Origin of the sequence: Idiomarina sp. T82-3, from assembly GCF_001577655.1 — a bacterium.
Lineage (GTDB): Bacteria > Pseudomonadota > Gammaproteobacteria > Enterobacterales > Alteromonadaceae > Idiomarina > Idiomarina baltica.
This window is the reverse complement of the sequence record NZ_LSBQ01000003.1, coordinates 122760-148672: the sequence shown is the minus strand read 5'-3', so window position 1 is coordinate 148672 and position 25913 is coordinate 122760. Positions and strand designations below refer to the sequence as shown.

Here is a 25913-nt window from a genome sequence, read left to right as displayed (position 1 = left end):
TGTTTATAGCGCGATAATCTGATACACTCTAACTTTTGTCAAAGTCGATGGGAGTAATAAAACTTGCAAGTTGAACAACTGCGCGAATTTGTCATTGATAAAGTCGATGATTTAAAAGGACGTGACATTCAGGTCCTTGATGTGCATGGTAAAACGGACGTTGCTGATTACATGGTTATTTGTTCTGGCAACTCTAAAACACATGTTAAAAGTATTGCTGAATATGTTGCGACCCAAGCTAAACACGCAGGTATCCCTCCATTAGGTATCGAAGGTGGTGAGCAAAGCGAGTGGGTACTGGTTGACTTAGGTGACGTGGTGCTACACGTGATGCAAGAGTCTATACGCGACTTTTACCAACTTGAGAAGCTCTGGAGCCAATAAGTGCACATTCAGATGCTCGCTGTTGGTAATAAAATGCCAACCTGGGTTAGCAGCGGCTTTGAAGAATATCAAAAACGATTTCCCCGTGACATGAGCTTGGATCTTGTCGAGATCACGCCTCAAAAGCGGGGAAAGAAGGCTGAGCTAGGTAAAATCAAAAGCCAAGAAGGTGAAGCCTTGCTAGCAGCGGTACCCAAAGGTCATCGTATCGTGACACTTGAGGTTCATGGCCGACCTTGGACCACACCACAATTAGCTCAGCAAATGGCGGGCTGGCAAATGGATGGTCGCAATGTGTCATTACTGATTGGTGGGCCTGAGGGATTGTCAGATGCGTGCTTAGCAGCCGCCGAACAACGCTGGTCACTGTCACCGCTCACATTGCCTCACCCTATTGTACGCGTGATTGTCGCTGAAAGTTTGTACCGTGCATGGAGTCTTAATAATAATCACCCGTACCATCGGGAATAACGATATAAAGGTAATGAAGCTAAATGCGCACTCGTACGCCGATCAGAGATCATGATGCTGAATCCAGCCTGTTTGCTGGACGAGTGATTTTTGCGATTGTTGTTATTATCGGCTTATTCGCGGTTATTCTTGGTAACCTTTATCACTTACAAGTCGATGAATATAACGACTTGCAAACCCGTTCAAATGATAATCGTATCAAGCTCGTTCCAATCGCGCCGAATCGAGGCTTGATTTACGACCGTAATGGCACATTACTGGCTGAGAATTTACCCGTTTATAGCTTAGAAGTCATTCCTGAGGAAGTTACCGACCTCGAACAACAAGTTGCGCGTATTGCTAACTTACTGGAAATCCCACCTGAAGCGATTGAAGACTTTGAGCAGAATGTGAAAACTCAGCGTCGTTTCAATCATGTCACCGTACTCGATGATATGAACGAGCAACAAATTGCTCGCTTTGCTGCCAAACAACATAAGTTTCCCGGTTTTTCAATCGAAGCACGATTAGTACGCCACTACCCATTCGACGATCTGTTGACTCACGTCGTAGGTTATGTCGCTAAAATTAACCGTCGTGATGTGCAGCGCTTAGATGAGGAGGAACGTCTACCCAACTATGCGGCGAGTCGAACCATCGGTAAATTGGGTATCGAAAAATACTATGAAGAACAACTTCATGGTGAGGTGGGATATCGTAGCGTTGAAGTGAACAATCGTGGACGTGTAGTGCGTACGCTGAACACTGAGCCGCCCACACCGGGCTCAGATATTGTGCTCGAGCTGGATATCGAACTACAACGTAAAGCAACTGAAATACTGGGAGAAAATCGCGGTTCGATCATTCTGATGGACGCGCAAACGGGGGGCATTCTCGCGATGGCGAGCACCCCTAGTTACAATCCCAATTGGTTTGTTAGCGGCATCTCAGTCGATCGCTATCGTTCATTACTGAATTCCCGACACAGTCCTTTGCTGAATCGTGCAACCCAGGGCGGCTATCCGCCCGCCTCTACTATTAAACCTCAACTCGGATTACTAGGCTTACAATCAGGTGAGATTACACCGACGACTCGCATTTGGGACCCCGGTTGGTTCGAAATTAAAGGGGTCGACCGGCGCTACCGCGACTGGCTTGCTTGGGGTCATGGCTGGGTCAACGTCAGTAAAGCTATCCGAGAGAGCTGCGATACATTTTATTATGATTTGGCTCTCAAACTCGGTGTCGATCAAATTTCTGACTTCATGCATCAGTTTGGCTTTGGCGAAAAAACCGGCATCGATATTGCTGAAGAAATTCCCGCGATTATGCCCAATAGCGGCTGGAAACGCGCCCGTTACGGTCAGCCATGGTATGCAGGAGAAACGCTATCGGTGGGTATTGGACAAAGTTATTGGACCGCTACACCAATGCAACTTGCAGCTGCAACGGGTGTGATGGCAAATAACGGTGAGTTCGTTATTCCGAGGTTGCTGCGAGGTTATGGAACGTTAGACGATATGCAGGTGGTAGAACCGAAATACAATCAGCCCGTACAAGTCGATAAACAAAGCTACTGGCAAGTGGTGCACGATGCCATGGTCGAAGTCACTTCCAGCATTCACGGAACCGCTCATTCAGCGTTTCGTCATGCGCCGTACACATCCGCAGGTAAAACCGGAACGGCACAAGTTGTTAACTTGGGTGAAGACGAGGAATATGTTGCAGAAGAGGTCGCCGAAAAATATCGCGATAATGCAATGTATGTAGGCTACGCACCGGCTGAATCACCTGAAGTTGTCATCGCTGTTGCAATTGAAAACGTGGTTGGGGGTGGCGGTAGCATTGCCGCTCCAGCCGCTCGTCGACTATTAGATACATGGCATAAGCGCTATCACCCTGAGCAATATGAGGAGGTCGAAAGTGCTAACGACTGAAGAACGTCAGCGTCACCCGTTGCTCAAAAAGCTACACTTGGATGGCCCTTTGCTACTCGGCTTACTGAGCCTCTGCATCGCCAGTCTGTTTATCGTCTACTCGGCAAGTGGGCAAAACATGGATATGGTCGTACGACAGGCTATTCGTATTGGTGCTGCGTTGGCCACCCTTTTCGTCGTCGCGCAACTGCCACCACGATTCTACGAACGTATCTCACCGTTAATTTATGGATTAGGCGTATTGTTGCTCATCGCCGTATTATTGGTTGGCGAAGTCGGCAAAGGCGCCCAACGTTGGCTCGATCTCGGTCCTGTGACGATTCAACCCTCAGAAATTATGAAGTTAGCGATGCCGCTGATGATTGCGTGGTTCATCAATCAACGCGCCCTGCCACCGCGCTTGTTAAGAATAGCCGCAGCGCTCGCATTGGTGTTGTTACCGACCCTTCTGATTGCTAAGCAGCCTGATTTAGGTACCTCGTTGTTAGTCGCAAGCGCCGGACTTTTCGTTATCTTCTTTGCCGGTTTGAGTTGGCGCTTAATTGTCTTTGCCGTCATGCTCATACTAGCCTTCCTACCCGTTTTGTGGATCTACTTAATGCATGACTATCAGCGTCAGCGGGTACTCACTTTTCTAAATCCAGAGCTCGACCCCTTAGGTTCCGGATATCATATTATCCAGTCCAAAATAGCCATTGGCTCCGGTGGCATTGATGGCAAAGGCTGGCTCCATGGCACTCAATCTCAACTTGAGTTTTTACCCGAGCGTCACACCGATTTCATCTTTTCCGTCATTAGTGAGGAATTCGGGCTCATCGGCGTCACCTTATTGCTGGCACTCTATACCTTTGTCATTATTCGTGGATTAATCATCGCGTTAAGAACACAAGATATGTTCGCGAAACTCCTCGCAGCATCGCTGACTCTGACATTTTTTGTGTATGTTTTTGTAAATATTGGTATGGTTTCTGGATTACTTCCCGTTGTCGGGGTACCGTTGCCGCTAATCAGTTATGGTGGCACATCCATGGTAACCTTGATGGCTGGTTTTGGGATTATTATGTCAGCGGCAACCCATCATAGGCTTGTAATCCGCGATGGCTATCAATAGTAACGATTATGTAGGTGCAGTATGATTAAATCAGCGATAATAACCTCCTCCATCATGTTGGCCGCGCTTAGCGGACCATTCGCGAGCGCGCAAACGCAACGCACCGAAACTGAAGCACAACAACGAATCGATGCCTTTGTGAGCGAACAAAGTGAGGCATTAGGAATCGCACCGGAAAAGCTACAGCAGTGGTTAGCTAAGGCGCGACGTAACGAGGATGTGCTCGCTGCCATCCAAAAGCCGTGGGAGGCTAAACCTTGGTATCAATACTACCCTATTTTCCTGACCGATAAGCGCCGTGCCGCGGGTGTCCGGTTCTGGCAAGCTCATCAGGATGAGCTAGAGCGTGCAGCACAGAAGTTTGGTGTACCCGAGCGCATTATTGTTGCCATTATCGGTATCGAGACCTTCTATGGTGAGTACTTAGGCAAATATTCCGTTTTAGATACCTTATATACCCTTGGCTTTTATTATCCGCCACGGAGTTCATTCTTTTCATCGGAACTCGCCGAATACTTTAGTTTAGCCGCCGAGCAAGGTTGGGATGTTACAGAGCCCGTGGGATCTTATGCCGGTGCCATGGGGTATGGTCAATTTATCTCATCCAGCTACCGACACTATGCTGTCGACTTCGATAATGACGGTAAGCGCGATTTAATTAACAACACCACCGATGCGATTGGCAGCGTGGCAAACTATTTTGCGGAACACCGCTGGCAAGCCGGCGCACCGGTCGCCTACCAACCTGAGCAAAATCAAGATTGGGCAGCGGTTGCCTCAAAAGGTATGAAACCTGATACCACGATTGGTCAGTTGCGCCGTCAAGGCTATCAAATCGGCAGCCAATACGCTGATGACCTTGCCGTTAAAGTGCTGGCTTTTGAAACCGAAACAGGTCATGAATACTGGTTAGGCTTTGACAATTTTTACAGCATTACGCGCTACAACCACAGCCCACTATACGCTATGGTCGCTTATCAATTGAGCGAACAAATTGCCTCTGCTTATGAACATCAAAATGACTCATAAAATGGTGCGTTTAGGCGCTTCGCTGGTCAGTTGTGTAGTGCTATTGCAGGGCTGCAGCTCGCAGCCCTCAGGTCGTTACCAACAAGCGCACGATAGTGCACCAACACGCATCCCTACCGCTACGGAGTTGCAAAGTGCGACACCGGTACAGGAGCCTTTAAGTCGACAAGGTAACCAAGATTATCAAGTCAATGGCGTGTTTTACGATGTAATGGAAAGCGCTGAGGGTTATTCAGAGACAGGTATCGCTTCGTGGTATGGCAATAAGTTTCATGGTCACCTCACATCTAATGGCGAATACTATGATATGTACAGTATGACCGCCGCCCATACCCGGTTACCACTGCCAACCTACGTAAGAGTGACAAACTTGAATAACCAACGACAGGTGATCGTAAGAGTCAACGATCGTGGCCCATTTCACTCCGATCGACTCATCGATTTATCATTTGCGGCTGCCTATAAACTGGACATCGTAGGTCACGGCACAGCACCGGTTAAAGTTGAAGCCATTGAGTTTTTATCGCCCGCCGTTGAACATCGCTATTATGTCCAACTATTCGCCAGCGAAGATGCGCAAAAAATATCGACCTTACGCGACCAGTTACCAAAAAATTGGCAAGCACATGCAACTACTCAGTCAAACGAGAGTCTACATAAGCTACTTTTAGGACCTTTGCCACAAGTTGAAGCCAATAAATGGTTACAGCAAGTTAGGGCGAAGGGTTTTCCTAACGCATTTAGAGTTAAAATTACCGCGAATAGTGCGGAAGCAACTGACTCGAACAATCAAAATTGATATAATCCACACACATAAAAGATGTTAAAGCGATAACCATGAAGATAGTTAACAAGATGATAAAACCACTCGTCACACTCGTTGCTGTGTTTTCCTTTGGTGTTGCAAGTGCTCAGTCGCTTGTCCCGAATCCTCCTCAGGTCAACGCTAAGGCGTATATTCTGATTGACCACAAAACAGGTAAAGTACTCGCCGAAGGTAACGCAGATGAGAGCCTGCCGCCCGCGAGTCTGACCAAGATGATGACAAGCTATATTATCGGTAAAGAAATTCAAGCTGGTCGTATTAGTAATTCGGATATGGTCACTATCAGCGAAAATGCTTGGGCAAAAAATTTCCCCGAATCATCGAAGATGTTCATCGAAGTAGGTACTGAGGTCAGTGTATCGGACCTTAACCACGGTATTATCATTTCGTCTGGTAACGACGCCTGTGTCGCCATGGCAGAGTACATTGCCGGTAGCGAAGGTGCTTTTGCAGATTTAATGAATACGTACGCGCAAGAAGTCGGTATGACCAGCAGTCATTTTGCTAACAGTCATGGTTTACCCGATCCGGAACAGTATGTTTCGGCACGCGATATGAGTAAATTGGCGAGTGCACTTATCAATGAGACGCCCGAAGAGTATAAAATATACTCTCAAAAATCGTATACTTATAACAACATAAAGCAATACAACCGAAACGCGTTGTTGTGGGACCGAAGCATGAATGTCGATGGCATTAAGACAGGTCACACCAGCGAAGCTGGCTATAGTTTAGTGACGTCTGCGGTGGACGGCGATACTCGACTGATTTCAGTAGTCATCGGTACCGGTAGCGAACAAGCACGTAAAATTGAAAGCAAAAAATTACTTAACTACGGCTTCCGTTATTATGAAACGGTTACTGCGTATGAAGCCGGTGAGAGTTTCGTATCTCAACGAATTTGGGGTGGAGACAAAGACCAGGTCGAGTTAGGTATTAGCGAAGATGTTGTTATCACGCTGCCGCGTGGTCAACGCGACAAATTAAAAGCAAACTTTGAACTCAATCAAGAGTTAGAAGCACCATTGCAGAAAGGCGAACACGTCGGCACCGTTTACCTTCAACTTGAAGGTGAAGATGTCGCCTCTTTCCCACTCGTTACATTGCAAAGTGTCGAGGAAGGCGGTTTCTTTAAGCGCGCAATGGACTATATTAAACGTAAGTTCTCTGAGGAATAAGCAATCCGTATGCAAAAAACTCGTTTTGATCAGCTAGTCGACTTTCCATGTCACTTTACCTTTAAGGTGATGGGCGTAGCTACGGCCACGCTTCCTGATCAAGTCGTTGAAGTATTACAGCAGCATGCACCGGGGGACTACAGTCCCTCGGTCAAGCCGAGTAGCAAAGGCAACTACCATTCCGTTTCGGTTTCGGTTCGTGTCGAGAGTCAGGAACATATCGAAATTCTCTACCGCTCTCTAGCTGACATTGAAGATGTCCGCTATGTGCTATAACTGCTCGTAATAAAGCAACGCTAGCCGCCACAAGCGCATCTCGTTATAATAGGTCGATGATGGATAAAATTATTGTTCGTGACTTGGGTCGTCAGGCTTATGAGCCGATTTGGCGGGCCATGCAATCATTCACCGATACGCGTGACGATTCAACGCCCGATGAGCTATGGATAGTTGAGCATTCGCCAGTATTTACCCAAGGACAGGCAGGTAAAGAAGAGCACTTACTCGCGCCGGGTGATATTCCCGTTGTTCCGGTCGATAGAGGTGGCCAAGTGACCTACCATGGTCCGGGGCAACTGGTGGTTTATTTTATGCTTAATATACGACGCCTCAGCCTCGGTGTTCGGCAACTCGTGAACGAGATCGAGAATACCATCGTCGACGTATTAAACGATTACGGAATTGAAGCCGCACCGCGCCGCGACGCGCCGGGTGTTTATGTGGACGGAGATAAAGTCTGTTCACTCGGTTTACGCATCCGTAAAGGGTGTTCTTTTCATGGCTTGGCGTTAAACGTCAATATGGACATGGAACCCTTTAGCCGCATCAACCCGTGTGGGTTGACCGGTATAAAAATGATTCAAACGGCGGACTTAGGCGGTCCGCAGAGCTTCGAAGAAGCAGCAGAGAGGGTAACGCAACGCTTTATCGAACGTGTTGGCTACCGAAATACTCAATCGGAAACAGGACTTGCAGAAGCTTATGTCAAAGCCAGTTAGAGTGGAACCCGGCGTTAAAATGCGCGACGCCGACAAAATGGCACTTATTCCTGTTCAGATCGTTCCGACTGAACGTGACCAAATGTTACGCAAACCTTCATGGCTGAAGGTTAAGTTGCCGTCAAACACGCAACGTATTGATGAAATCAAACAAGCCATGCGTAGCCACGGCTTACATTCGGTATGTGAAGAGGCATCGTGCCCTAACCTACCCGAGTGTTTTAACCATGGTACAGCAAGCTTTATGATCCTAGGTGATATCTGTACACGTCGCTGTCCATTCTGTGATGTTGCGCACGGTCGTCCATTACCACCCGATCCTGAAGAGGCGGTAAAACTCGGTAAGACTATCCATGACATGGGCGTAAAGTACGTTGTAATTACGTCAGTTGACCGTGACGACCTGCGTGATGGTGGTGCCCAACACTTTGCCGACTGTGTCCGTGAAATTCGTAAGTATACCCCAGAAATTCAGGTCGAGATCTTGGTGCCTGACTTCCGTGGACGTATGAAAGTTGCGTTGGACATCTTGTCCGGCGAAGCGCCTGATGTATTCAACCACAACTTAGAGACGGTTCCGCGCTTGTACAAAGCGGCGCGCCCCGGCGCAAACTATCAGTGGTCATTGGACTTGCTGAAGAAGTACAAGGAAGCACGTCCAGATGTGCGCACTAAGTCGGGTCTCATGGTTGGCTTGGGTGAAACCAAAGAAGAGATCTTAGAGGTCATGCGTGACTTACGTGCTCATGACTGCGATATGCTGACAATTGGTCAATATCTGCAACCTAGCCGTCACCATATTCCGGTCGCTCGTTACGTACACCCTGACGAGTTTGAAGAACTCCGTGTCGCGGGCGTAGAAATGGGCTTTAGCCATATCGCCAGTGGACCTTTGGTACGTTCATCCTACCATGCTGACCTACAAGCAGCCGGTGAAACTGTACGATGAGCACACTGCTGTGGTGCTTGTTAATCGCAGGTGTCTTACCCGTATTGGCTAAGGCACCTGTGGTGTTTTTCCAAAATCGGGCGAACGGGTATGACAACCATCATCCGCGCGCCCAGCAATCTCGACTCACCGGCATTGGCGCCCGAGCTGTCGCCGCTCACTATAATGCTTACGAAGCGTTTCCGCTTTACGCAGCCGCTGTACTGGCTAATCTCGCCAGTGAACAAATCAGTCCCCACGCAACGGGGCTGGCAGTGAGCTTTATTGTGCTTCGTATCGCCTACAATATTCTTTACTTACTCAATTGGGACAAATTGCGTTCACTCGTTTGGTTTTTCGCCTTTTTGTGCCCCATTTTGATGTTGGCTCAACTCGCCATCATGCAGTAACGCCGGCTGCTGTAAAAGATTATATAAGTCAGGCCACACCCCTGACTGATGACGTTCCATCAAAGTTTCCTGCGCTAAGGGTTTCCACGCATAGCGTCCCGGAACTGCCGCACAGGTTTGCGCAGCATATAGACCAACTGCATCTGCACTGCTCGAACCTAGCTGCCACTGATCCTCCCCCAACGGGCGTGCTAATTTGCGCCAGTCACTTATGTGCGAAGACCAAGGTAAGCGACGCCATAACGCTTGTAGCTCAGAACTGCTCATTATTGGCTTTTCAGTGACCACGATATTGACCGGTTGCTGAGCATAACGCCCCATACAAAAATTACGGGCATAAGGCATGCGCATCGCATATTCATCCGCAAAACCTAGCCAGTGCGCCCATTCATGTCGAATAACCTCAGGCGTTGCACTTTGTCCAAGCACCATTGTATTAGGACGAGTGTAGGAGCGACCCGCCTGAGCCAATAGTATTTTTCCGGTGTCTCCTGTCAAACCGATCTCATCACATACTGCTTGTTGGCTATCAGTCACTGAGCAATGCTGTTTAGGTCTATGTTGCCAGGCGAAACATACCTGACCTGCACTCGATTCACTCTGTATACCACTGATAGCTTCAAGCAAGGCAACATAACGCGCTTTACTGGCGTTAGAACGCGCGACTACGGGCACCACCTTGGTACACGAGGGTGCATTTTTAGAGGCAATAAGTGCGCTCGCTCCACTAGAAAGTTCAGACTGACCAAAGCGCGAATACCAATCTGGCCAAGATATCGTGGGATCATTTAATGCTAACTCAGCTAACTGCGCAGTAGCGTGCTCATCGCCCTGCTCCGCAGCAATATTGAGCCAACGCTTAGAATGTTGCGGAAATTTGGACTGGAGGCGTTCAAGCGCCTTTTTCGAGCCATTTTGAGCCGCTCGTTGCCACCATATCAGTGCCGCACTGACACGTTGTTGCTGCTGATATACTTCGCCCACCTCAAACTGGGCATTGGCGTCCCCGTTAAGCGCTGCGGCCCAACGCAGTTGGGTTGATGTCGGTTGAGAATCTTTGGAGATTAGGGTCACCCCTAGGGCGACCCCTAGCAAAATACAGAGGGTTTTCATTGCAGTTGTCGGCGAGTTTGCTCCAACTCAATGTCGGCATAACGATGTTCAACAAATTCATGCACGTTAGTCGTTAATGCCAACTTGAAATAATTGGCCGCTTTAGTCCACTGCTGTTGCCGTTGACTGTATTTACCGAGATAGAAATAAGCCTCACACAGACGTTCTGCTAGGGTTTCATCACCCCGAAGCTGCACCGTGAGTTGTTGCAGAAACTCAGTTTCGCTCAGTTCTCCTAAATACAATTCAATAATTCGGTTAGCCCAGTCTTCTTCATCTATTCCCTTTTGGTTGCGTGCCAACGCATTCAACGCCTCATTGGGTGATTCACGATACTGCGCCAGAAACAACCAAATCACGCGATAAGGATCGCTGGGATCATTTTTAAGGTGTGCTTGGAAATCATTAACCGCAAATTTAACACGATTATCGTAATACTCTGCGATGCCTCGGTTAAGCAATGCATACGGATGGTCGGGGTCAAGCTCAAGTGCAGAATCAAGTGCCTCAAACGCAAAGTCGAACTCACCCAACTCAGTGTATTGTATGCCTAAATAATTGTAGGCATCTGCTAACCGTGGTTTGACTTCTATCGCCCGCATAAAGTCCATGCGCGACAACGTACGTAAGCCTAGCGCGTCATACAATGCACCACGTCGATAAAAGGCAAATGCGAGTTCTTCATCAGATAACGATTCATCACTCACTAATTGACTAATACGCGCGATCTCTATTTCATAACGAAACTCAGCCTGTTCGGGCTCTGCTAACACAACATTAGGCGTGGGTGCTGCGAGTGCATCGGCTTGATTCGCGGGCGGAGTTGCACATCCTGTTAGGGTCACAGCAAGCAACGCTGCCAAAGAAAGTAATCGCATAGAATATACCCTTGAAAATTTATTCCATTAGAGCAAAAAAAGCCCCATTGAGCTAGCTCAACAGGGCTTTTACTGGGTAAAGATTAACGATTAATCTTCGCTTTTGTCTTCCGATTGCTCAGTCGATTGTTCGCTATTCGCTTCAGCTGGCTTTTCAGCCGCTTCTTTCATGCTTAAACGAACACGACCTTGACGGTCAATTTCAAGCACTTTAACAGGTACCGTGTCGCCTACTTTGAGGTAGTCATTGACATCGTTCACACGCTCTTCAGCGATCTGTGAAATGTGTACCAGCCCGTCTTTACCCGGTAATACTGTAACGAACGCACCAAAGTCAACGATACGTGCTACTTTACCTTGATAAATTTTGCCTACTTCAATTTCAGCAGTTAGCTCTTTAATACGCTTGATGGCTGCATCGGCATCATTTTGATCGCTGGCAGCAATCTTAATCGTACCGTCATCGCCAATTTCAATATTGGTATTCGTTGACTCAGTCAACTCACGGATAACAGCGCCACCTTTACCAATCACGTCTTTGATCTTATCTTGATCAATCTTGATGGTCGTGAAACGTGGTGCATACGTAGAGAGCTCATCGCGGTGTTCGCCGATTGCTTTGTCCATCACAGACAAGATGTGCAAACGGGCCGCTTTAGCTTGGCCTAGCGCACTTTCCATGATGTCACGGGTGATACCATCGATCTTAATATCCATCTGCAGCGCAGTGATACCTTCGTTGTTACCCGCTACTTTAAAGTCCATATCACCTAAGTGATCTTCATCACCTAAAATGTCAGACAAGACGACGTGCTTATCGCCCTCTTTAACAAGTCCCATAGCGATACCCGCTACTGAAGACTTAATTGGAACGCCTGCATCCATCAATGCTAACGAAGAACCACACACTGATGCCATTGAACTAGAACCATTTGATTCTGTGATTTCAGACACCACACGAACGGTATATGGGAACTCTTCGTGGCTCGGCATAACCGCCTGGATACCACGCTTAGCAAGACGACCATGACCAATCTCACGGCGCTTAGGTGCACCGACCATACCGGTTTCACCCACACAGTATGGAGGGAAGTTATAGTGCAACAAGAAGCGGCTGGTCGAAGTACCGGTCAGTTCGTCAATCATCTGCGCATCGCGGTCAGTACCCAACGTCGCTGTAACTAACGCCTGAGTTTCTCCACGCGTAAACAAAGCTGAACCGTGGGTACGTGGCAACACGCCCGTTGCTACACTGATAGCACGCACCATGTCTGGGTCACGACCGTCAATACGCTTTTCGCCCGCTAAGATGCGGCTACGCACGATATCTTTTTCGACGTCGTGGAAGATTTTGCCCGCTTCATCGGTATCGGCTTCTTCATTTTCAGCAACGAGTTGCTCAATCATCGCTTGCTTAACTTCAGCGATCTTGCCGTAGCGCTCAGCTTTGTCAGTAATGCGATAGGCTTCGCCGATGCCGGCTTCGGCGAGTGACTTCACTTTCTCAACCAAAGTGGCGTCTTTTTGTGGCGCCTGCCAATCCCATTTTTCTTTGCCTGCTTCTTGAGCAAACTCATTGATCGCATCGATAACGACTTGCATCGACTCATGACCAAACATCACTGCACCCAACATGGTGTCTTCTGATAAAAGGTTGGCTTCTGATTCGACCATCAAGACCGCTTGCTGAGTACCAGCAACCACTAAGTCTAACTTAGATTCGGTAAGTTCATCTTGCGTTGGGTTAAGTACGTATTCATCGTTGATAACACCCACGCGAGCCGCACCGATTGGACCATTAAATGGCACACCAGAAATAGCCAGCGCCGCCGAGGTACCAATCATTGCAACGAGATCTGGGCTTACTTGTGGGTTGACCGAAACAACAGTCGCAACCACTTGTACTTCGTTCATGAACCCTTCAGGGAATAATGGACGAATGGGGCGATCGATAAGACGTGATGTCAACGTTTCGTTTTCGCTAGGACGACCTTCACGCTTGAAAAAACCGCCTGGGATTTTACCCGCTGCGTAGGTTTTTTCTTGATAGTTGACCGTTAATGGAAAAAAGTCTTGTCCTTCCCGCGCTTCTTTCTTGGCAACTACGCTGACGAGTACGGTTGTATCATCCATGCTGGCCATCACAGCTGCAGTTGCTTGACGCGCTACAACGCCAGTTTCCAATGTAACTGTGTGTTGACCATACTGAAATTGTTTAGTTATTGGATTCACGTTTTGCTTTCCTTTACCTAACTGAATGTGAACACCCGGATTGGTGTTCGTTTTCTATCTATTTTCAATCGTCACATAGTATAAGGCATAGATGACAGAATTAAGACCCCTTATCAAAAAATAAGCATAAAAAAAGGGTCCCGAGGGACCCTTTTTTCGAAATTTTTGACTTAGCGACGGATGCCAAGCTTTTCTACAACCGCTACGTAACGGCTTTGGTCTTTCTTTTTGAGGTAATCTAGCAATTTACGACGCTGACTTACCATGCGCAACAAACCACGACGTGAGTGGTGATCTTTCTTGTGCGCTTTAAAGTGACCTTGCAATTCCGCCAAGTTTTTAGTCAACAAAGCGATTTGCACTTCAGGAGAACCTGTGTCGTTCTCGCCCTGACCAAATTCTTTTACGATTTCTGCTTTTTGCTCAACAGTTAGTGACATAATAACTCCTTAAGTTTTAAATGACCCGCTTCCGATCACTAATTCAGCAGCGGAAAGAGCGCGTATTATAAGGCGCTCAGTAAATATTTCAATGACTATTTCAAATCCGATAAATTGAAACCGCAATAATCCAACGCAAGTACTCGTTTTGGCCACAACTTACCGTCTTTACGCAAAACGACAACGCCAATAAACACACTATGACCTGACGTGCTCTTGGCACATAATCGGCATTCGTCCCCCACCGCCTGTGTATCAAGGGTACGATTAAAGACCGGCTGACCGTGCATGACGTCGCGCGCCTCCGCCTGGCTGATAGTTTGCGTTGGCAATTCATTCAATAACGTATCGACAGGTTCGAGGCACGCTAAGCGCTGTTCATCATCGCACTGTTTCAACGCATCGAGAGACCATTGCTGCGCATCCGTTAAATTGGCAACATGGGTGCGGCGTAACTCGCGCACATGGGCACCACAGCCGAGCGCTTGACCCATATCATCTACTAAAGTCCGGATATAAGTTCCCTTGGAACATGCGACTTGCAAGGTGACAAAATCACCATCACGGTGAAGAAGTTCAATCGCGCGAACACTGATAGTCCTTGTCTTGCGCGGTACATCAATGCCTCGACGCGCATAATAATAAAGCGGTTTGCCCTCGTACTTTAATGCCGAATAGATTGAAGGCGTTTGCGCTTGTTCACCGGTGAACTGAGCAATGATGTCGTTCAGCTGCGTATCCGAGACATCCACTGGATTTTGCTCAACGACCTCACCTTCGGCATCACTCGTAGTCGTGCGCACGCCCAATTGTGCTTCCACGCGATAGGCTTTATCCGCATCCAACAAATACTGGGAAAACTTGGTCGCTTCGCCTAGACACACGGGCAATAGCCCGGTAGCCAGCGGATCAAGGGCGCCCGTATGCCCTACCTTTTGCGCCTCATATAACCGTTTAATCACTTGAATGGCACGGTTAGATGTCATTTCCTTGGGTTTATCGAGTAACAGTACGCCGTTTATTGGCCGACCCTTACGCGGACGTGCCTGACCCATTTATTCACCCTCAGATTCGTTCTTATCCCGCTTACGCGCTTCGTCTACCAACCGACTCATACGAATACCTTCGTTAAGCGAGCCATCGTGTTGAAACTTAAGCTCTGGAACTACGCGCGCTTTGATACGTTTACCGAGCAACGAGCGAATAAAACCCGATGCCTGATTGAGTACCTTAAGGCCCGCCTTAACCTGGTCATCGTCATCGTGCAAAAACGTGACAAACACTTTGGCGTATGCCAGATCTCGAGAAACTTCAACATCAGAGACCGTTACCATACTCACGCGCGGATCTTTTACCTCACGCTGCAAAATCATCGCGATTTCTCGTTGTAGCTGATGGCGTACCCGCTCTGTACGACTAAATTCTTGTGCCATAACTCTTCCAAACTGAAACCGCGGACAGGATGCCCGCGGTTTTATCATAATCGAAAACAAACTTTCGAGGTTTACAGTGTACGTTCAACCTGTACCGTCTCAAACACCTCGATTTGGTCGCCTTCTTTGACATCGTTGTAGTTCTTAACACCGATACCGCATTCCATACCATTACGGACTTCTTGTACGTCATCTTTAAAGCGGCGTAGTGACTCTAGCTCACCTTCATAGATAACAACATTATCACGCAATACGCGGATAGGCGCTGAACGCTTAACAATGCCTTCAGTAACCATACAACCTGCAATCGCGCCCAATTTCGGTGATTTAAACACATCACGGACTTCTGCAAGACCGATGATTTGTTGTTTAAATTCTGGGCGTAACATGCCGGTCATTGCTTGCTTAACTTCATCAATCAAGTCGTAGATAACGCTGTAGTAGCGTAGATCCACATTTTCTTGTTCGACCAGCTTCTTAGCCGCTGCCTCAGCACGTACGTTGAAGCCGACAACGATTGCGTTCGATGCACTTGCCAGTGAGATATCGGTTTCGGTGATACCACCAACTCCGCTGCCGATGATATTCACTTTGACTTCATCGGTTGATAACTTCACGAGCGCATCAGAGATAGCTTCCAAAGAACCTTGTACGTCTGATTTCAATACGATATTGAGTTCAGATACGTCACCCTCTGCCATGTTGGCAAACATGTTCTCAAGTTTCGCTTTCTGTTGCTTCGCCAGCTTAACTTCACGGTACTTGCCTTGGCGGTAGTTCGCAACTTCACGCGCTTTACGCTCGTCTTTAACGACAGTCGCTTCATCACCCGCTTGTGGAACACCTGACAGACCTAAAATCTCTACCGGAATCGAAGGACCTGCTTCCTTAATCTCTTTACCGGTCTCGTCACGCATCGCACGAATACGACCGTATTCAAGACCACAAAGAACAATGTCGCCCTGACGCAGCAAGCCGCGCTGTACCAATATTGTCGCAACGGGACCGCGACCACGGTCTAAGCGTGATTCGACCACGATACCCGACGCCATACCTGTTTTTTCTGCTTTCAAGTCGAGTACTTCTGACTGTAGCAAGATACCTTCAAGAAGCTCGTCAATTCCCATACCACTGTGCGCAGACACAGGAATGAACATCACGTCACCGCCCCAATCTTCCGGGATGACATCAAGTTGTGCTAATTCATTTTTAACACGGTCTGGATCAGCTTCTTCTTTATCCATTTTGTTAATAGCGACCACGATAGGTACGCCCGCCGCTTTCGCATGCTGCACAGCCTCTTTAGTCTGTGGCATCACACCATCATCCGCAGCAACTACAAGAATAACCACGTCCGTGGCACCAGCGCCACGTGCACGCATTGAGGTAAATGCGGCGTGTCCTGGTGTATCCAAGAAGGTAATCATGCCATGGTCAGTTTCAACGTGGTATGCACCAATATGCTGGGTGATACCACCCGCCTCACCTGAGGCCACTTTCGCTTTACGGATGTGGTCAAGTAATGAGGTTTTACCGTGGTCGACGTGACCCATGACCGTTACCACTGGCGCACGAGGCTCTTCCTCTCCACCTTCAGAACGGTCTGACAAGACTTCTTCTTCAAGCGCATTGTCTTTAACGACTACCGCTTTGTGGCCAAGCTCTTCTACCACTAACGCAGCAGTTTCCTGATCAAGAATCTGGTTAATGGTGACCATTTCACCCATCTTCATCATGGTTTTAATCAGGTCACTTGCTTTAACCGCCATGCGACTTGCCAATTCACCCACAGTGATGGTCTCGCCGATTTTAACGTCGCGTTCTACCGGCTGAGCTGGCTTATTGAAGCCTTGTTGCAAGCTTGAACCACGGCGTCCACCTTTACGACGCTTTTCACGACGCGGTGTACGCTCATCCGCCTCTTCATCTTTGCGACGACGTTTCTTGTTACGACGACGCGACTTACGCTCCTCGTCATAATCCTGTGCGTCTTCTGCTTCTTGGGCTGTCGAAGAGGTTGTAAAATGCACTTCTTCTTGCTCGGCCTTTTTACGCTCTTTCTCTTCTTCTTCCCAACGCTTGGCATTTTCTTCAGCCAAACGACGAGCTTCTTCCGCTTGCTTTTCAGCCTCTTTCTCGGCTTTCTTGCGCGCTTCTTCTTCTTGCTGCATACGTAACTTGTCTGCTTCCTGCTTAGCTTTATCGGCAGCCTCACGCTCTTCTGGCGTCATTGCCGCACGCCGCTCGGCTTCCGCTTTCTGTTTCGCTTTTTCTTTCTCTTTACGAGCCGCTTTCTCTTTCTCTTCAGCTTCGCGCGCTGCTTTCGCTTTAGCTTCAGCCTCCGCTTGTTGGCGTTTTTCTTCTTCCGCCTTGGCTTTGGCTTCTTCTTCGCGACGCTTCGCCTCTTCCGCTTCCTTCTCTGCGGCAAGACGCTCTTGCTCTTCGCGCTCTTGCTCTTCAGCAGCTGAACGTTTTACATATGTACGCTTTTTGCGCACTTCGACTTGTACTGATTTGGCATCACGACCACCACCGACACTCAGCGTACTCTTAGTTTTACGCTTAAGGGTCATTTTGCTGGGCTCTGATGAGCCACCGCCGCCATGCTGCTTATTCAAATGTGCCAATAGTTTTTGTTTCTCATCTTCTGTCACGCCATCATCAGGCGTTTTTTTAATGCCCGCTTCAGCAAACTGCTGAATCAGACGATCAACTGTTGTACCGACATCTTTGGCCAGCTTTTCGAGCGTTACTTCTTCCATAGTCTGTTGTACCTCCGCTGATCGTGGTTATTCGCTGAACCAGCAAATATTGCGGGCTTTCATGATTAAGTCGCCAGCTTGCTGTTCATCCAGCTCTTCGATTCCGGCTAAGTCATCAATGCCTTGCTCCGCGAGCTCCTCCAATGAGGTCACACCGCGACTGGCAAGAACGTACGCCAAGTGGCGGTCCATTCCTTCAAGCCCAAGTAATGATTCGTCCGGCTCTGCTGACTCAAGAGACTCTTCGTCAGCCAATGCTTTCGTTGTTAAGTAGGCACGCGCGCGACCACGTAACTCTTCAACAATATCTTCATCCATGCCTTCAATTTCAAGGAACTCAGCTACAGGAACGTAAGCCACTTCCTCAAGTGAAGAAAATCCTTCGTCCACGAGTACCGACGCAAAATCTTCATCGATATCGAGACTGGTTATAAATAAGTTTAACAAGCGATTCGTTTCTGCTTCGTTTTTCTCGTTGAAGTCATCAACGGTCATGACGTTAAGCGTCCAACCACTGAGCTGACTGGCCAACCGAACATTCTGTCCACTTTTACCGATCGCTTGCGCTAGGTTATCGGCTGCAACAGCGATATCCATGGTATGAGCATCTTCATCGACTACAATTGAAGCCACTTCTGCAGGTGCCATTGCGTTAATAACAAATTGCGCTGGGTTATCGTCCCACAGCACAATATCAACACGCTCGCCACCGAGCTCCCCTGATACTGCTTGCACACGTGCACCACGCATACCCACACATGCACCCACCGGATCAATGCGGCGGTCATTGCTTTTAACCGCAATTTTAGCACGCGAACCAGGATCGCGAGCGGCTCCTTTGAGTTCAATCATCTCTTCACCGATTTCCGGTACTTCGATACGGAACAATTCCATTAAGAACTCGGGGCGCGAACGCGTGACAAACAGCTGAGCTCCACGCGCTTCTGGACGCACATCGTAAAGCAAACCACGCACTCGGTCACCCGGACGAACTGATTCGCGCGGCAACATTTCTTCACGATAAATAATCGCTTCGGCATTATTGCCTAAATCTAAGATAACATGCTCGCGATTCGCTCGTTTAACCGTGCCTGTGACTAATTCACCCACTTGGTCACGGTATTCGTCAACCACTTGGGCACGCTCAGCTTCGCGTACTTTCTGTACGATAACTTGTTTTGCCGTCTGCGTTGTAATGCGGTCAAATTGAATCGACTCAATTTGTTCCTCGACGTAATCGCCTAATTGTAGCGATGGGTCTTCATACTGCGCGGCTGATAGGCTAATTTCACGATAAGGGTGCTCAAGACCCGTATCGGTATCTTCAACCACTAGCCAACGGCGGAACGTATCAAATTCGCCCGTTGCACGATCAATATCAATACGCACATCAATATCGCCGTCATACTTTTTCTTGGTCGCGTGAGCTAATGCCGACTCTAACGCTTCAAAAATTTTCTCTCGAGGGACTGCCTTTTCGTTGGAAACAGCCTCTGCTACCAACAGGATTTCTTTACTCATGATTCTGCCTCACCAACGCAAATCGTTAATCAAATGACGGTACTAAGTGGGCCTTTTTAATTTCATGCATACCCACCGTCAACGACTCTTGACCAACGCTGAGTTGCAGTTGGTCATCTTCAATTCCTTCCAGAACCGCTTGGAACTTCCGCTTATTTTGTTTAGCTACGGTCAATTCGAACGCGACCGTTTCGCCAATATAAGGCTGCATTTGCGCAATAGAGAAGAACGGACGCTCCATACCTGGTGACGAAACCTCCAGGTTATACTCCGTATTGATCGGATCTTCTACGTCAAGTACAGAGCTCACTTGATAACTGACGTCAGCGCAATCATCAACGCTGATACCTTCTTCCTTATCAATGTAAATACGCAACGTTGAAAACTTGCCGGCACGGACAAACTCAATGCCCCACAATTCAAAACCCAAGGCCTCAACGGCTGGGCGAAGCATGTCCGATAAACGTTCCTCTATACGTGCCAAATTGCCTCCTAAAACAAAAAAAGGGCGCGAGCGCCCAGTGTTGTGACTATCCTAACGATAGCTTAGGCCACATAGCAAAAAGCCCCGAGCTTCTGCGGGGCTTTTTAAACACTGGACCCTTTGTCTATTTCAACCGCCAAACCGTTTGGCACTTGAAATTGGTTGCGGGGGCAGGATTTGAACCTACGACCTTCGGGTTATGAGCCCGACGAGCTACCAGACTGCTCCACCCCGCGTCCGAAACTTGCTTGATATTATAGGGATTTTTGTGCTCATTTCAAGCTCTGAGCAATAATAATATTGGTGCGGATGGCGGGACTTGAACCCGCACGCCCGAAAGCACTACCCCCTCAAGATAGCGTGTCTACCAATTCCACCACATCCGCGTAAACTATTAACCGACTCGACTCTTATTAGTTGGTCGGAGGTACCTGTTGGCCATTCTGCTCTTCAACAGGTGGCGTTTGCTGCTCAGGTGCGCTCAAGTCAGAGAAATCTTCAGACGAATCTGAAACCGACGTTGATAAATTGCCAAGCACTAGAGCCAACACAAAAAATATGACAGCTAAAATGGCAGTGGTACGACTCAAGAAGTTACCAGAACCTGAGGAACCAAACACCGTGTTTGATGCGCCTGAGCCAAATGAAGCGCCCATATCTGCGCCTTTACCCTGCTGTATCATGATGAAGCCAATAAGAACAATGGCTACAATGAGAAACATCACCATCAATACTTCAAACATAAACTTTATCCCTTGGCTGCTCGACAGATAGCGCAGAAATCTTCGCCATTTAGGCTTGCGCCACCAATCAAACCACCATTTATATCTGCTTCTGAAAACAATGACTCAGCATTATTCGCTTTTACTGAGCCACCGTATAAAAGTGGAGTTTTAGCTCCAACTTGTTGGTAGTTTTCAACTAACCAACCACGAATTTTTGCATGTACTTCTTGTGCCTGCGCGGGCGATGCTGTCTCACCGGTACCAATAGCCCAAATCGGCTCATAAGCTACCACAACACGTGCCATTTGCGTTGCACTTAGTCCAGCCAGACTCTTTTCGAGCTGAGCTTGGATAACTGACCATGTATTGTCAGCTTCGCGTTGTGCTTTATCTTCGCCAACACAAATCACTGCGGTCAACCCAGCTTGGGTTACAGTGGCCGCTTTGGCAGCAACCAACTGGTCGCTTTCGTGTTGCTCGGCGCGACGTTCAGAATGCCCAAGCAAGACATACTCGACGCCTAATTCTTGCAACATCGCAACAGAGACTTCACCAGTATGCGCTCCGCTTTCATACTCGCTCACGTTCTGCGCACCTAACGCGACATCATCGTAGTAGATGTGTCCTGCCATTTCAGACAGTAAGGTGTACGGTGGACATATGACCACATTTACACCTTTAAAGTCAGCTTGGTTGTCACGCAAAACTTCACTCATATTGCGAGTGAGTGCTCGGTTACCGTTCATTTTCCAGTTGGCAATAACCAGTGACGCGTTAGACATTTAAGCTCCTCTCTTTAAGGCGCGGGAATATTAGCTGATGCAAACCAAAGTTACAAGCACCAATTTCATTCCCGCGCACTGACTGCCTATTTTGTAGCCGCCTCGACTTCTTGCGCAATCTGCTGTGCAAACGTTTTCACGGCACGCGTGTCAGCACCTTCCACCATGACCCGAATAACTGGCTCCGTGCCCGATTTCCGCAACAACACGCGCCCTTTTCCAGCCAACGCGGTTTCTACTTCGGCAACAACGGCTTTAACCTGAGGACTGTTAAGCGGGTCAGCACCTGACGGATACCGAACATTCACTAATGTCTGCGGTAACTTTTTAAACCCGTCCAGTAATGTTTCGATGTCACTGTCTTCCGCGACCATGGCCGCGAGTACTTGTAGGCCGGCGAGTATACCATCGCCTGTGGTATGGAAATCGCGATTGATAATATGCCCTGAGCTTTCTCCCCCCAACGCCCAATCGTTCGCCTTCAATTGCTCAATAACGTAGCGATCACCGACCTTTGCGCGAATAAAGGGAACATCAAGTGATTGGCACGCCTGTTCAAGGGCAAAGTTACTCATCAAAGTACCAACAACACCCCCCTTCAGGGTTCCTGAGCGAAGTGCGTTAACCATGAGCACGTAGAGTATTTCGTCGCCATCCAGAATACGCCCTTTGTCGCTGACCATCATAATACGATCACCGTCACCATCGAGCGCTATACCTACATGTGCTTTCTGTTTCAGTACTTCCTGCTGTAACGCATCTAGATGAGTTGCACCACACTCTTTATTAATATTAAGTCCGTCGGGCCGAGTACCGACTTCAGTGACTTTGGCACCAAGCTCTCTAAACACGTTCGGTGCAATATGATAAGTCGCGCCGTGGGCACAATCGACGACAATGTGCATCCCCGTTAATGACAAGTGGCTCGGAAATGCACTTTTACAAAATTCAATGTATCGGCCCGCCGCGTCGTTGATACGATTGGCGCGACCTAAATGTTCGGATGCGACACAATCCATGGGTTGGTCAATCAAATGTTCGATATCCAACTCAACTTGATCGGGCAGCTTATGACCGTTATCGGCAAAGAATTTAATACCATTGTCATAGTATGGATTGTGCGATGCACTGATAACAATGCCTGCCGCCGCGCGGAAGGTACGGGTCAGATAAGCAATACCCGGTGTTGGCATGGGACCTAAAAAGTCAACATTCACCCCTGCTGCGGACAAACCGGCTTCAAGTGCCGATTCGAGCATATAGCCGCTGATGCGAGTATCCTTACCCACGAGTACCTTGCGTGTTCCCTTTGCCGCCAACACTTTACCGGCAGCCCAACCAAGTTTAACCGCAAACTCAGGTGTAATAGGATGTTCTCCAACCAACCCACGTACACCATCGGTACCAAAATATTTCCTTTCTGTCACAAAAAGTCTCCTTCCAGGGTCGCTGACACAATCCGCATCGCATCAACGGTTTCTGCTACATCATGCACACGGATCATACGTGCGCCTTTATAAGCTGCTATTGTGGCGGCTGCGATACTTCCTGACAAGCGCTCGTTAACATTTTTCCCCGTTACGTGTCCGATCATCGACTTACGTGACATTCCAATAAGTAAGGGACAACGCAACTCATGAAAGGCTTGCAGGCGCTGTAGCATTTGATAATTGTGACGTTGTGACTTACCAAACCCAAACCCTGGGTCTAACCAAATTCGGTGTCCATCAATACCTCCCTTGGCGCATTGATGTATGCGGTCCTCGAGAAAGGTTTTTACTTCACATATCACGTCTTCATAACGTGGATCATGTTGCATGGTACGCGGCTCACCTTGCATATGCATTAAGCAGACCTCAACATCACTGGCAGCCACAACTTCAATCGCTCCAGGTTCGCGTAAGGCATTCACGTCATTAATCATGTCAACGCCAGTTTCGATAGCCGCACTCATCACTGCGGGTTTAACGGTGTCGACAGATACCTTCACGTCCAATCTTTGCTTAATCGCCTCAAGCACCGGAATCACTCTATCAAGTTCTTCTGCTTCAGCGACAGCTTGCGCGCCGGGACGAGTCGACTCACCGCCGATATCTAACCATGTAGCACCAGCTTGTATCATGGTTTCTGCACGCCGTAGCGCATCATCAACATTATTATAGTTTCCCCCATCGCTGAATGAATCCGGGGTAATATTTAAAATCCCCATGACACTCAACGGTCGCGCAAGCTTACTCATGGTCTCGTTCCTCACATCATGACTACACAAACGTTTGACAAAAAAAAGCCACCCAATCGGTGGCTTTTCAGTAATGGTTGGTTAAGACGTCGCGTCACCCGGTTTGTCCACGTTAATAGGACGATCCGGCCGCTCTTCTTCGCCTGCCTTTTCAGCAGTACCACCATTGGTACCATTATCATTATCATCGCGATCATCCCAGCCTTTCGGGGGACGAACGTCACGACGATTCATTAAGTCGTCAATCTGACCCGCATCGATAGTTTCGTATTTTACGAGCGCGTCTTTCATAGCGTGCAGAATATCAATATTCTCTTCCAATATCGTTTTAGCACGTTGATAGTTCTGATCAATCACTGACTTAACTTCTTGATCAATCGCGCGCGCGGTGTCGTCAGACATGTGTTTATGCTGAGTGACTTGACGCCCTAAAAAGACTTCATTTTCGTCTTCAGCGTAGAGCAAAGGACCCATTTTTTCTGACAAGCCCCACTGCGTCACCATCTTACGAGCAATTTCTGTTGCCCGTTCAATATCATTTGACGCGCCAGTCGTGACTTTATCAACGCCATAGATAATCTGCTCGGCTAACCGACCCCCAAACAAGCTTGAGATCATGCTTTCTAAATGTTGCTTAGAATGACTCACACGATCTTGCTCTGGCAAGTACATGGTAACCCCTAATGCACGGCCCCTCGGAATGATCGATACCTTATAGACCGGATCATGCTCAGGCACTAAACGACCCACGATCGCGTGACCCGCTTCATGATAAGCCGTCATCGCCTTTTCATCGTCGGTCATTACCATTGAACGACGTTCGGCACCCATCATGATCTTATCTTTCGCTTTATCGAACTCTTCCATTGAGACGACACGTTTGTTGCCTCGGGCTGCGAATAACGCAGCTTCGTTAACTAAGTTAGCGAGGTCAGCGCCCGAGAACCCAGGTGTACCGCGCGCAATCAAATCGGCACGCACGTCGTCGCCCAACGGAACTTTACGCATGTGTACTTTTATAATCTGCTCACGTCCGCGTACGTCCGGCAAGCCCACCACAACTTGGCGGTCAAAACGACCTGGACGCAATAACGCAGGATCAAGTACGTCTGGGCGGTTGGTTGCAGCGATAACGATAATACCTTCGTTACCCTCAAATCCATCCATTTCCACCAACATTTGGTTTAGCGTTTGCTCGCGCTCATCATGACCGCCGCCAAGACCGGCGCCACGTTGGCGACCCACGGCGTCTATCTCGTCGATAAAGATAATACAAGGTGCAGACTTTTTCGCTTGCTCAAACATATCGCGTACACGAGAAGCACCGACACCGACAAACATTTCAACAAAGTCAGAGCCAGAAATGCTAAAGAAAGGCACTTTTGCTTCGCCTGAAATAGCTTTAGCAAGCAACGTTTTACCTGTACCCGGCGGACCGACCATTAACACGCCTTTTGGTATTTTACCGCCCAAGCGTTGGAATTTAGAAGGATCCTTAAGATAGTCGACCAGTTCGGTGACTTCCTCTTTAGCTTCATCACAACCCGCCACATCGCGAAACGTGGTTTTAGTCTGATCTTCGCTCATTAAGCGTGCTTTACTCTTGCCAAACGACATTGCACCGCGACCACCGCCGCCCTGCATTTGTCGCATGAAGAATATCCACACACCGATTAAGAGCAACATCGGGAACCAAGAAATGAAAATTGACGTGAGAATGCTAGGTTCTTCCGGTGGCGTTCCCGAGAACTCAACATTTTTATTCGCCAATTGATCAACGATCTTCGGATCGGATTGCGTCGGAATGACTGTCTTATACGACTGGCCATTTCGTGTCATCACCGTGATGGTGCGACCATCTTCACCAAAATCGGCGCGTCGCACATTGCCGTTGTCCACTTGCTTTAGAAACTCGCTATACGCCATGCGAGACCCAGCGTTTTCGCCAGGGCTAAAGCTCTGAAAAACGCTCATCAACACAACGGCTATGACGAGCCACAAGATGAGATTTTTTGCCATATCGCTCAAAGCCTATTACCTCTAGTGTATTTAA

Annotated in this window: 25 protein-coding genes and 2 tRNA genes; 11 read left to right on the top strand and 16 right to left on the bottom strand. The window is 48.3% G+C overall.

Features of this window, described 5'->3' with window-relative positions; all coding sequences use genetic code 11:
- The first annotated feature begins 63 nt into the window (after positions 1-63).
- Genes rsfS through AWU56_RS02940 form a run of 11 tightly spaced genes read left to right on the top strand, consistent with a single transcriptional unit; the run spans position 64 to position 9251 of the window.
- A complete protein-coding gene (rsfS, locus tag AWU56_RS02990; protein WP_006955180.1) occupies positions 64-384 on the top strand; it encodes a ribosome silencing factor in 321 nt (106 codons plus the stop codon).
- On the top strand, positions 385-855 hold the full coding sequence (rlmH, locus tag AWU56_RS02985) for a 23S rRNA (pseudouridine(1915)-N(3))-methyltransferase RlmH (RefSeq protein WP_006955181.1): 471 nt from the start codon (positions 385-387) through the stop codon (positions 853-855). It abuts the gene before it with no gap.
- 23 nt (positions 856-878) lie between these two features.
- Positions 879-2771, top strand: a complete 1893-nt coding sequence (gene mrdA / locus AWU56_RS02980; protein WP_286681728.1) for a penicillin-binding protein 2 — start codon at positions 879-881, stop codon at positions 2769-2771.
- Positions 2758-3882 (top strand): rod shape-determining protein RodA, encoded by a 1125-nt coding sequence (gene rodA, locus AWU56_RS02975; RefSeq protein WP_006955183.1) that lies wholly within the window; start codon positions 2758-2760, stop codon positions 3880-3882. Before mrdA ends, rodA begins: the two co-directional genes overlap by 14 nt.
- A gap of 21 nt (positions 3883-3903) precedes the next feature.
- Positions 3904-4911: a lytic murein transglycosylase B gene (mltB, locus tag AWU56_RS02970; RefSeq protein WP_286681727.1), complete on the top strand. Its 1008-nt coding sequence runs from the start codon at positions 3904-3906 to the stop codon at positions 4909-4911.
- Complete coding sequence (locus AWU56_RS02965) at positions 4901-5710, top strand: septal ring lytic transglycosylase RlpA family protein (RefSeq protein ID WP_272978173.1); 810 nt, start codon at positions 4901-4903, stop codon at positions 5708-5710. The genes mltB and AWU56_RS02965 overlap by 11 nt, the downstream gene beginning before the upstream one ends.
- Before the next feature lie 38 nt (positions 5711-5748).
- A complete protein-coding gene (locus AWU56_RS02960) occupies positions 5749-6915 on the top strand; it encodes a D-alanyl-D-alanine carboxypeptidase family protein (protein WP_006955186.1) in 1167 nt (388 codons plus the stop codon).
- A gap of 9 nt (positions 6916-6924) precedes the next feature.
- Positions 6925-7191, top strand: a complete 267-nt coding sequence (ybeD, locus tag AWU56_RS02955) for a DUF493 family protein YbeD (protein ID WP_006955187.1) — start codon at positions 6925-6927, stop codon at positions 7189-7191.
- A gap of 56 nt (positions 7192-7247) precedes the next feature.
- Complete coding sequence (gene lipB / locus AWU56_RS02950) at positions 7248-7913, top strand: lipoyl(octanoyl) transferase LipB (RefSeq protein WP_040487720.1); 666 nt, start codon at positions 7248-7250, stop codon at positions 7911-7913.
- Positions 7897-8862, top strand: a complete 966-nt coding sequence (lipA, locus tag AWU56_RS02945) for a lipoyl synthase (RefSeq protein WP_006955189.1) — start codon at positions 7897-7899, stop codon at positions 8860-8862. Before lipB ends, lipA begins: the two co-directional genes overlap by 17 nt.
- Complete coding sequence (locus tag AWU56_RS02940) at positions 8859-9251, top strand: MAPEG family protein (RefSeq protein WP_083773237.1); 393 nt, start codon at positions 8859-8861, stop codon at positions 9249-9251. Before lipA ends, AWU56_RS02940 begins: the two co-directional genes overlap by 4 nt.
- Here AWU56_RS02940 and AWU56_RS02935 read toward each other — a convergent pair.
- The 16 genes from AWU56_RS02935 to ftsH all read right to left on the bottom strand — a co-directional run bounded on the left by AWU56_RS02935 (position 9183) and on the right by ftsH (position 25888).
- Positions 9183-10325, bottom strand: a complete 1143-nt coding sequence (locus tag AWU56_RS02935; protein ID WP_286681726.1) for an SEL1-like repeat protein — start codon at positions 10323-10325, stop codon at positions 9183-9185. The two genes, AWU56_RS02940 and AWU56_RS02935, sit on opposite strands and share 69 nt — an antisense overlap.
- A 35-nt stretch (positions 10326-10360) precedes the next feature.
- Complete coding sequence (gene nlpI, locus AWU56_RS02930; RefSeq protein ID WP_272978170.1) at positions 10361-11242, bottom strand: lipoprotein NlpI; 882 nt, start codon at positions 11240-11242, stop codon at positions 10361-10363.
- A gap of 90 nt (positions 11243-11332) precedes the next feature.
- Entirely contained in the window at positions 11333-13474 is a 2142-nt protein-coding gene (gene pnp / locus AWU56_RS02925; protein ID WP_286681725.1) for a polyribonucleotide nucleotidyltransferase, read from the bottom strand.
- Between the two features lie 170 nt (positions 13475-13644).
- Positions 13645-13914, bottom strand: coding sequence for a 30S ribosomal protein S15 (rpsO, locus tag AWU56_RS02920; protein WP_006955194.1), 270 nt, complete (start codon positions 13912-13914; stop codon positions 13645-13647).
- A gap of 95 nt (positions 13915-14009) precedes the next feature.
- Entirely contained in the window at positions 14010-14969 is a 960-nt protein-coding gene (gene truB, locus AWU56_RS02915) for a tRNA pseudouridine(55) synthase TruB (RefSeq protein ID WP_286681724.1), read from the bottom strand.
- Positions 14970-15347 carry a 30S ribosome-binding factor RbfA gene (gene rbfA / locus AWU56_RS02910; RefSeq protein WP_006955196.1) on the bottom strand — a complete coding sequence of 126 codons (378 nt, stop codon included), beginning with the start codon at positions 15345-15347 and terminating at the stop codon, positions 14970-14972. It abuts the gene before it with no gap.
- A 71-nt stretch (positions 15348-15418) separates the two neighbouring features.
- On the bottom strand, positions 15419-18109 hold the full coding sequence (infB, locus tag AWU56_RS02905; protein ID WP_286681723.1) for a translation initiation factor IF-2: 2691 nt from the start codon (positions 18107-18109) through the stop codon (positions 15419-15421).
- Between the two features lie 27 nt (positions 18110-18136).
- Positions 18137-19630 carry a transcription termination factor NusA gene (nusA, locus tag AWU56_RS02900; RefSeq protein WP_006955198.1) on the bottom strand — a complete coding sequence of 498 codons (1494 nt, stop codon included), beginning with the start codon at positions 19628-19630 and terminating at the stop codon, positions 18137-18139.
- A 25-nt stretch (positions 19631-19655) separates the two neighbouring features.
- Positions 19656-20114: a ribosome maturation factor RimP gene (rimP, locus tag AWU56_RS02895; protein ID WP_286681722.1), complete on the bottom strand. Its 459-nt coding sequence runs from the start codon at positions 20112-20114 to the stop codon at positions 19656-19658.
- A gap of 159 nt (positions 20115-20273) precedes the next feature.
- Positions 20274-20350, bottom strand: a tRNA-Met gene (locus tag AWU56_RS02890).
- Between the two features lie 65 nt (positions 20351-20415).
- A tRNA-Leu gene (locus AWU56_RS02885) sits at positions 20416-20500 on the bottom strand.
- Positions 20501-20527: 27 nt separating this feature from the next.
- Positions 20528-20857, bottom strand: a complete 330-nt coding sequence (secG, locus tag AWU56_RS02880; protein ID WP_286681721.1) for a preprotein translocase subunit SecG — start codon at positions 20855-20857, stop codon at positions 20528-20530.
- A 5-nt stretch (positions 20858-20862) separates the two neighbouring features.
- Complete coding sequence (gene tpiA / locus AWU56_RS02875; protein WP_286681720.1) at positions 20863-21621, bottom strand: triose-phosphate isomerase; 759 nt, start codon at positions 21619-21621, stop codon at positions 20863-20865.
- A gap of 86 nt (positions 21622-21707) precedes the next feature.
- Positions 21708-23048 carry a phosphoglucosamine mutase gene (gene glmM, locus AWU56_RS02870; RefSeq protein ID WP_006955165.1) on the bottom strand — a complete coding sequence of 447 codons (1341 nt, stop codon included), beginning with the start codon at positions 23046-23048 and terminating at the stop codon, positions 21708-21710.
- Complete coding sequence (gene folP, locus AWU56_RS02865) at positions 23045-23860, bottom strand: dihydropteroate synthase (protein WP_006955164.1); 816 nt, start codon at positions 23858-23860, stop codon at positions 23045-23047. The genes glmM and folP overlap by 4 nt, the downstream gene beginning before the upstream one ends.
- An 81-nt stretch (positions 23861-23941) precedes the next feature.
- Entirely contained in the window at positions 23942-25888 is a 1947-nt protein-coding gene (gene ftsH, locus AWU56_RS02860; RefSeq protein ID WP_272977901.1) for an ATP-dependent zinc metalloprotease FtsH, read from the bottom strand.
- Positions 25889-25913: the final 25 nt, after the last annotated feature.

What these genes read in the sequence shown, in the direction of transcription:
- mrdA (WP_286681728.1), top strand. Translation starts at nt 879, where the DNA reads ATGCGCACTCGTACGCCGATCAGAGATCATGATGCTGAATCCAGCCTG.
- mltB (WP_286681727.1), top strand. Translation starts at nt 3,904, where the DNA reads ATGATTAAATCAGCGATAATAACCTCCTCCATCATGTTGGCCGCGCTT.
- AWU56_RS02965 (WP_272978173.1), top strand. Translation starts at nt 4,901, where the DNA reads ATGACTCATAAAATGGTGCGTTTAGGCGCTTCGCTGGTCAGTTGTGTA.
- AWU56_RS02960 (WP_006955186.1), top strand. Translation starts at nt 5,749, where the DNA reads ATGAAGATAGTTAACAAGATGATAAAACCACTCGTCACACTCGTTGCT.
- ybeD (WP_006955187.1), top strand. Translation starts at nt 6,925, where the DNA reads ATGCAAAAAACTCGTTTTGATCAGCTAGTCGACTTTCCATGTCACTTT.
- lipB (WP_040487720.1), top strand. Translation starts at nt 7,248, where the DNA reads ATGATGGATAAAATTATTGTTCGTGACTTGGGTCGTCAGGCTTATGAG.
- lipA (WP_006955189.1), top strand. Translation starts at nt 7,897, where the DNA reads ATGTCAAAGCCAGTTAGAGTGGAACCCGGCGTTAAAATGCGCGACGCC.
- AWU56_RS02940 (WP_083773237.1), top strand. Translation starts at nt 8,859, where the DNA reads ATGAGCACACTGCTGTGGTGCTTGTTAATCGCAGGTGTCTTACCCGTA.
- nlpI (WP_272978170.1), bottom strand. Translation starts at nt 11,242, where the DNA reads ATGCGATTACTTTCTTTGGCAGCGTTGCTTGCTGTGACCCTAACAGGA.
- rpsO (WP_006955194.1), bottom strand. Translation starts at nt 13,914, where the DNA reads ATGTCACTAACTGTTGAGCAAAAAGCAGAAATCGTAAAAGAATTTGGT.
- truB (WP_286681724.1), bottom strand. Translation starts at nt 14,969, where the DNA reads ATGGGTCAGGCACGTCCGCGTAAGGGTCGGCCAATAAACGGCGTACTG.
- rbfA (WP_006955196.1), bottom strand. Translation starts at nt 15,347, where the DNA reads ATGGCACAAGAATTTAGTCGTACAGAGCGGGTACGCCATCAGCTACAA.
- infB (WP_286681723.1), bottom strand. Translation starts at nt 18,109, where the DNA reads ATGGAAGAAGTAACGCTCGAAAAGCTGGCCAAAGATGTCGGTACAACA.
- nusA (WP_006955198.1), bottom strand. Translation starts at nt 19,630, where the DNA reads ATGAGTAAAGAAATCCTGTTGGTAGCAGAGGCTGTTTCCAACGAAAAG.
- secG (WP_286681721.1), bottom strand. Translation starts at nt 20,857, where the DNA reads ATGTTTGAAGTATTGATGGTGATGTTTCTCATTGTAGCCATTGTTCTT.
- tpiA (WP_286681720.1), bottom strand. Translation starts at nt 21,621, where the DNA reads ATGTCTAACGCGTCACTGGTTATTGCCAACTGGAAAATGAACGGTAAC.
- folP (WP_006955164.1), bottom strand. Translation starts at nt 23,860, where the DNA reads ATGAGTAAGCTTGCGCGACCGTTGAGTGTCATGGGGATTTTAAATATT.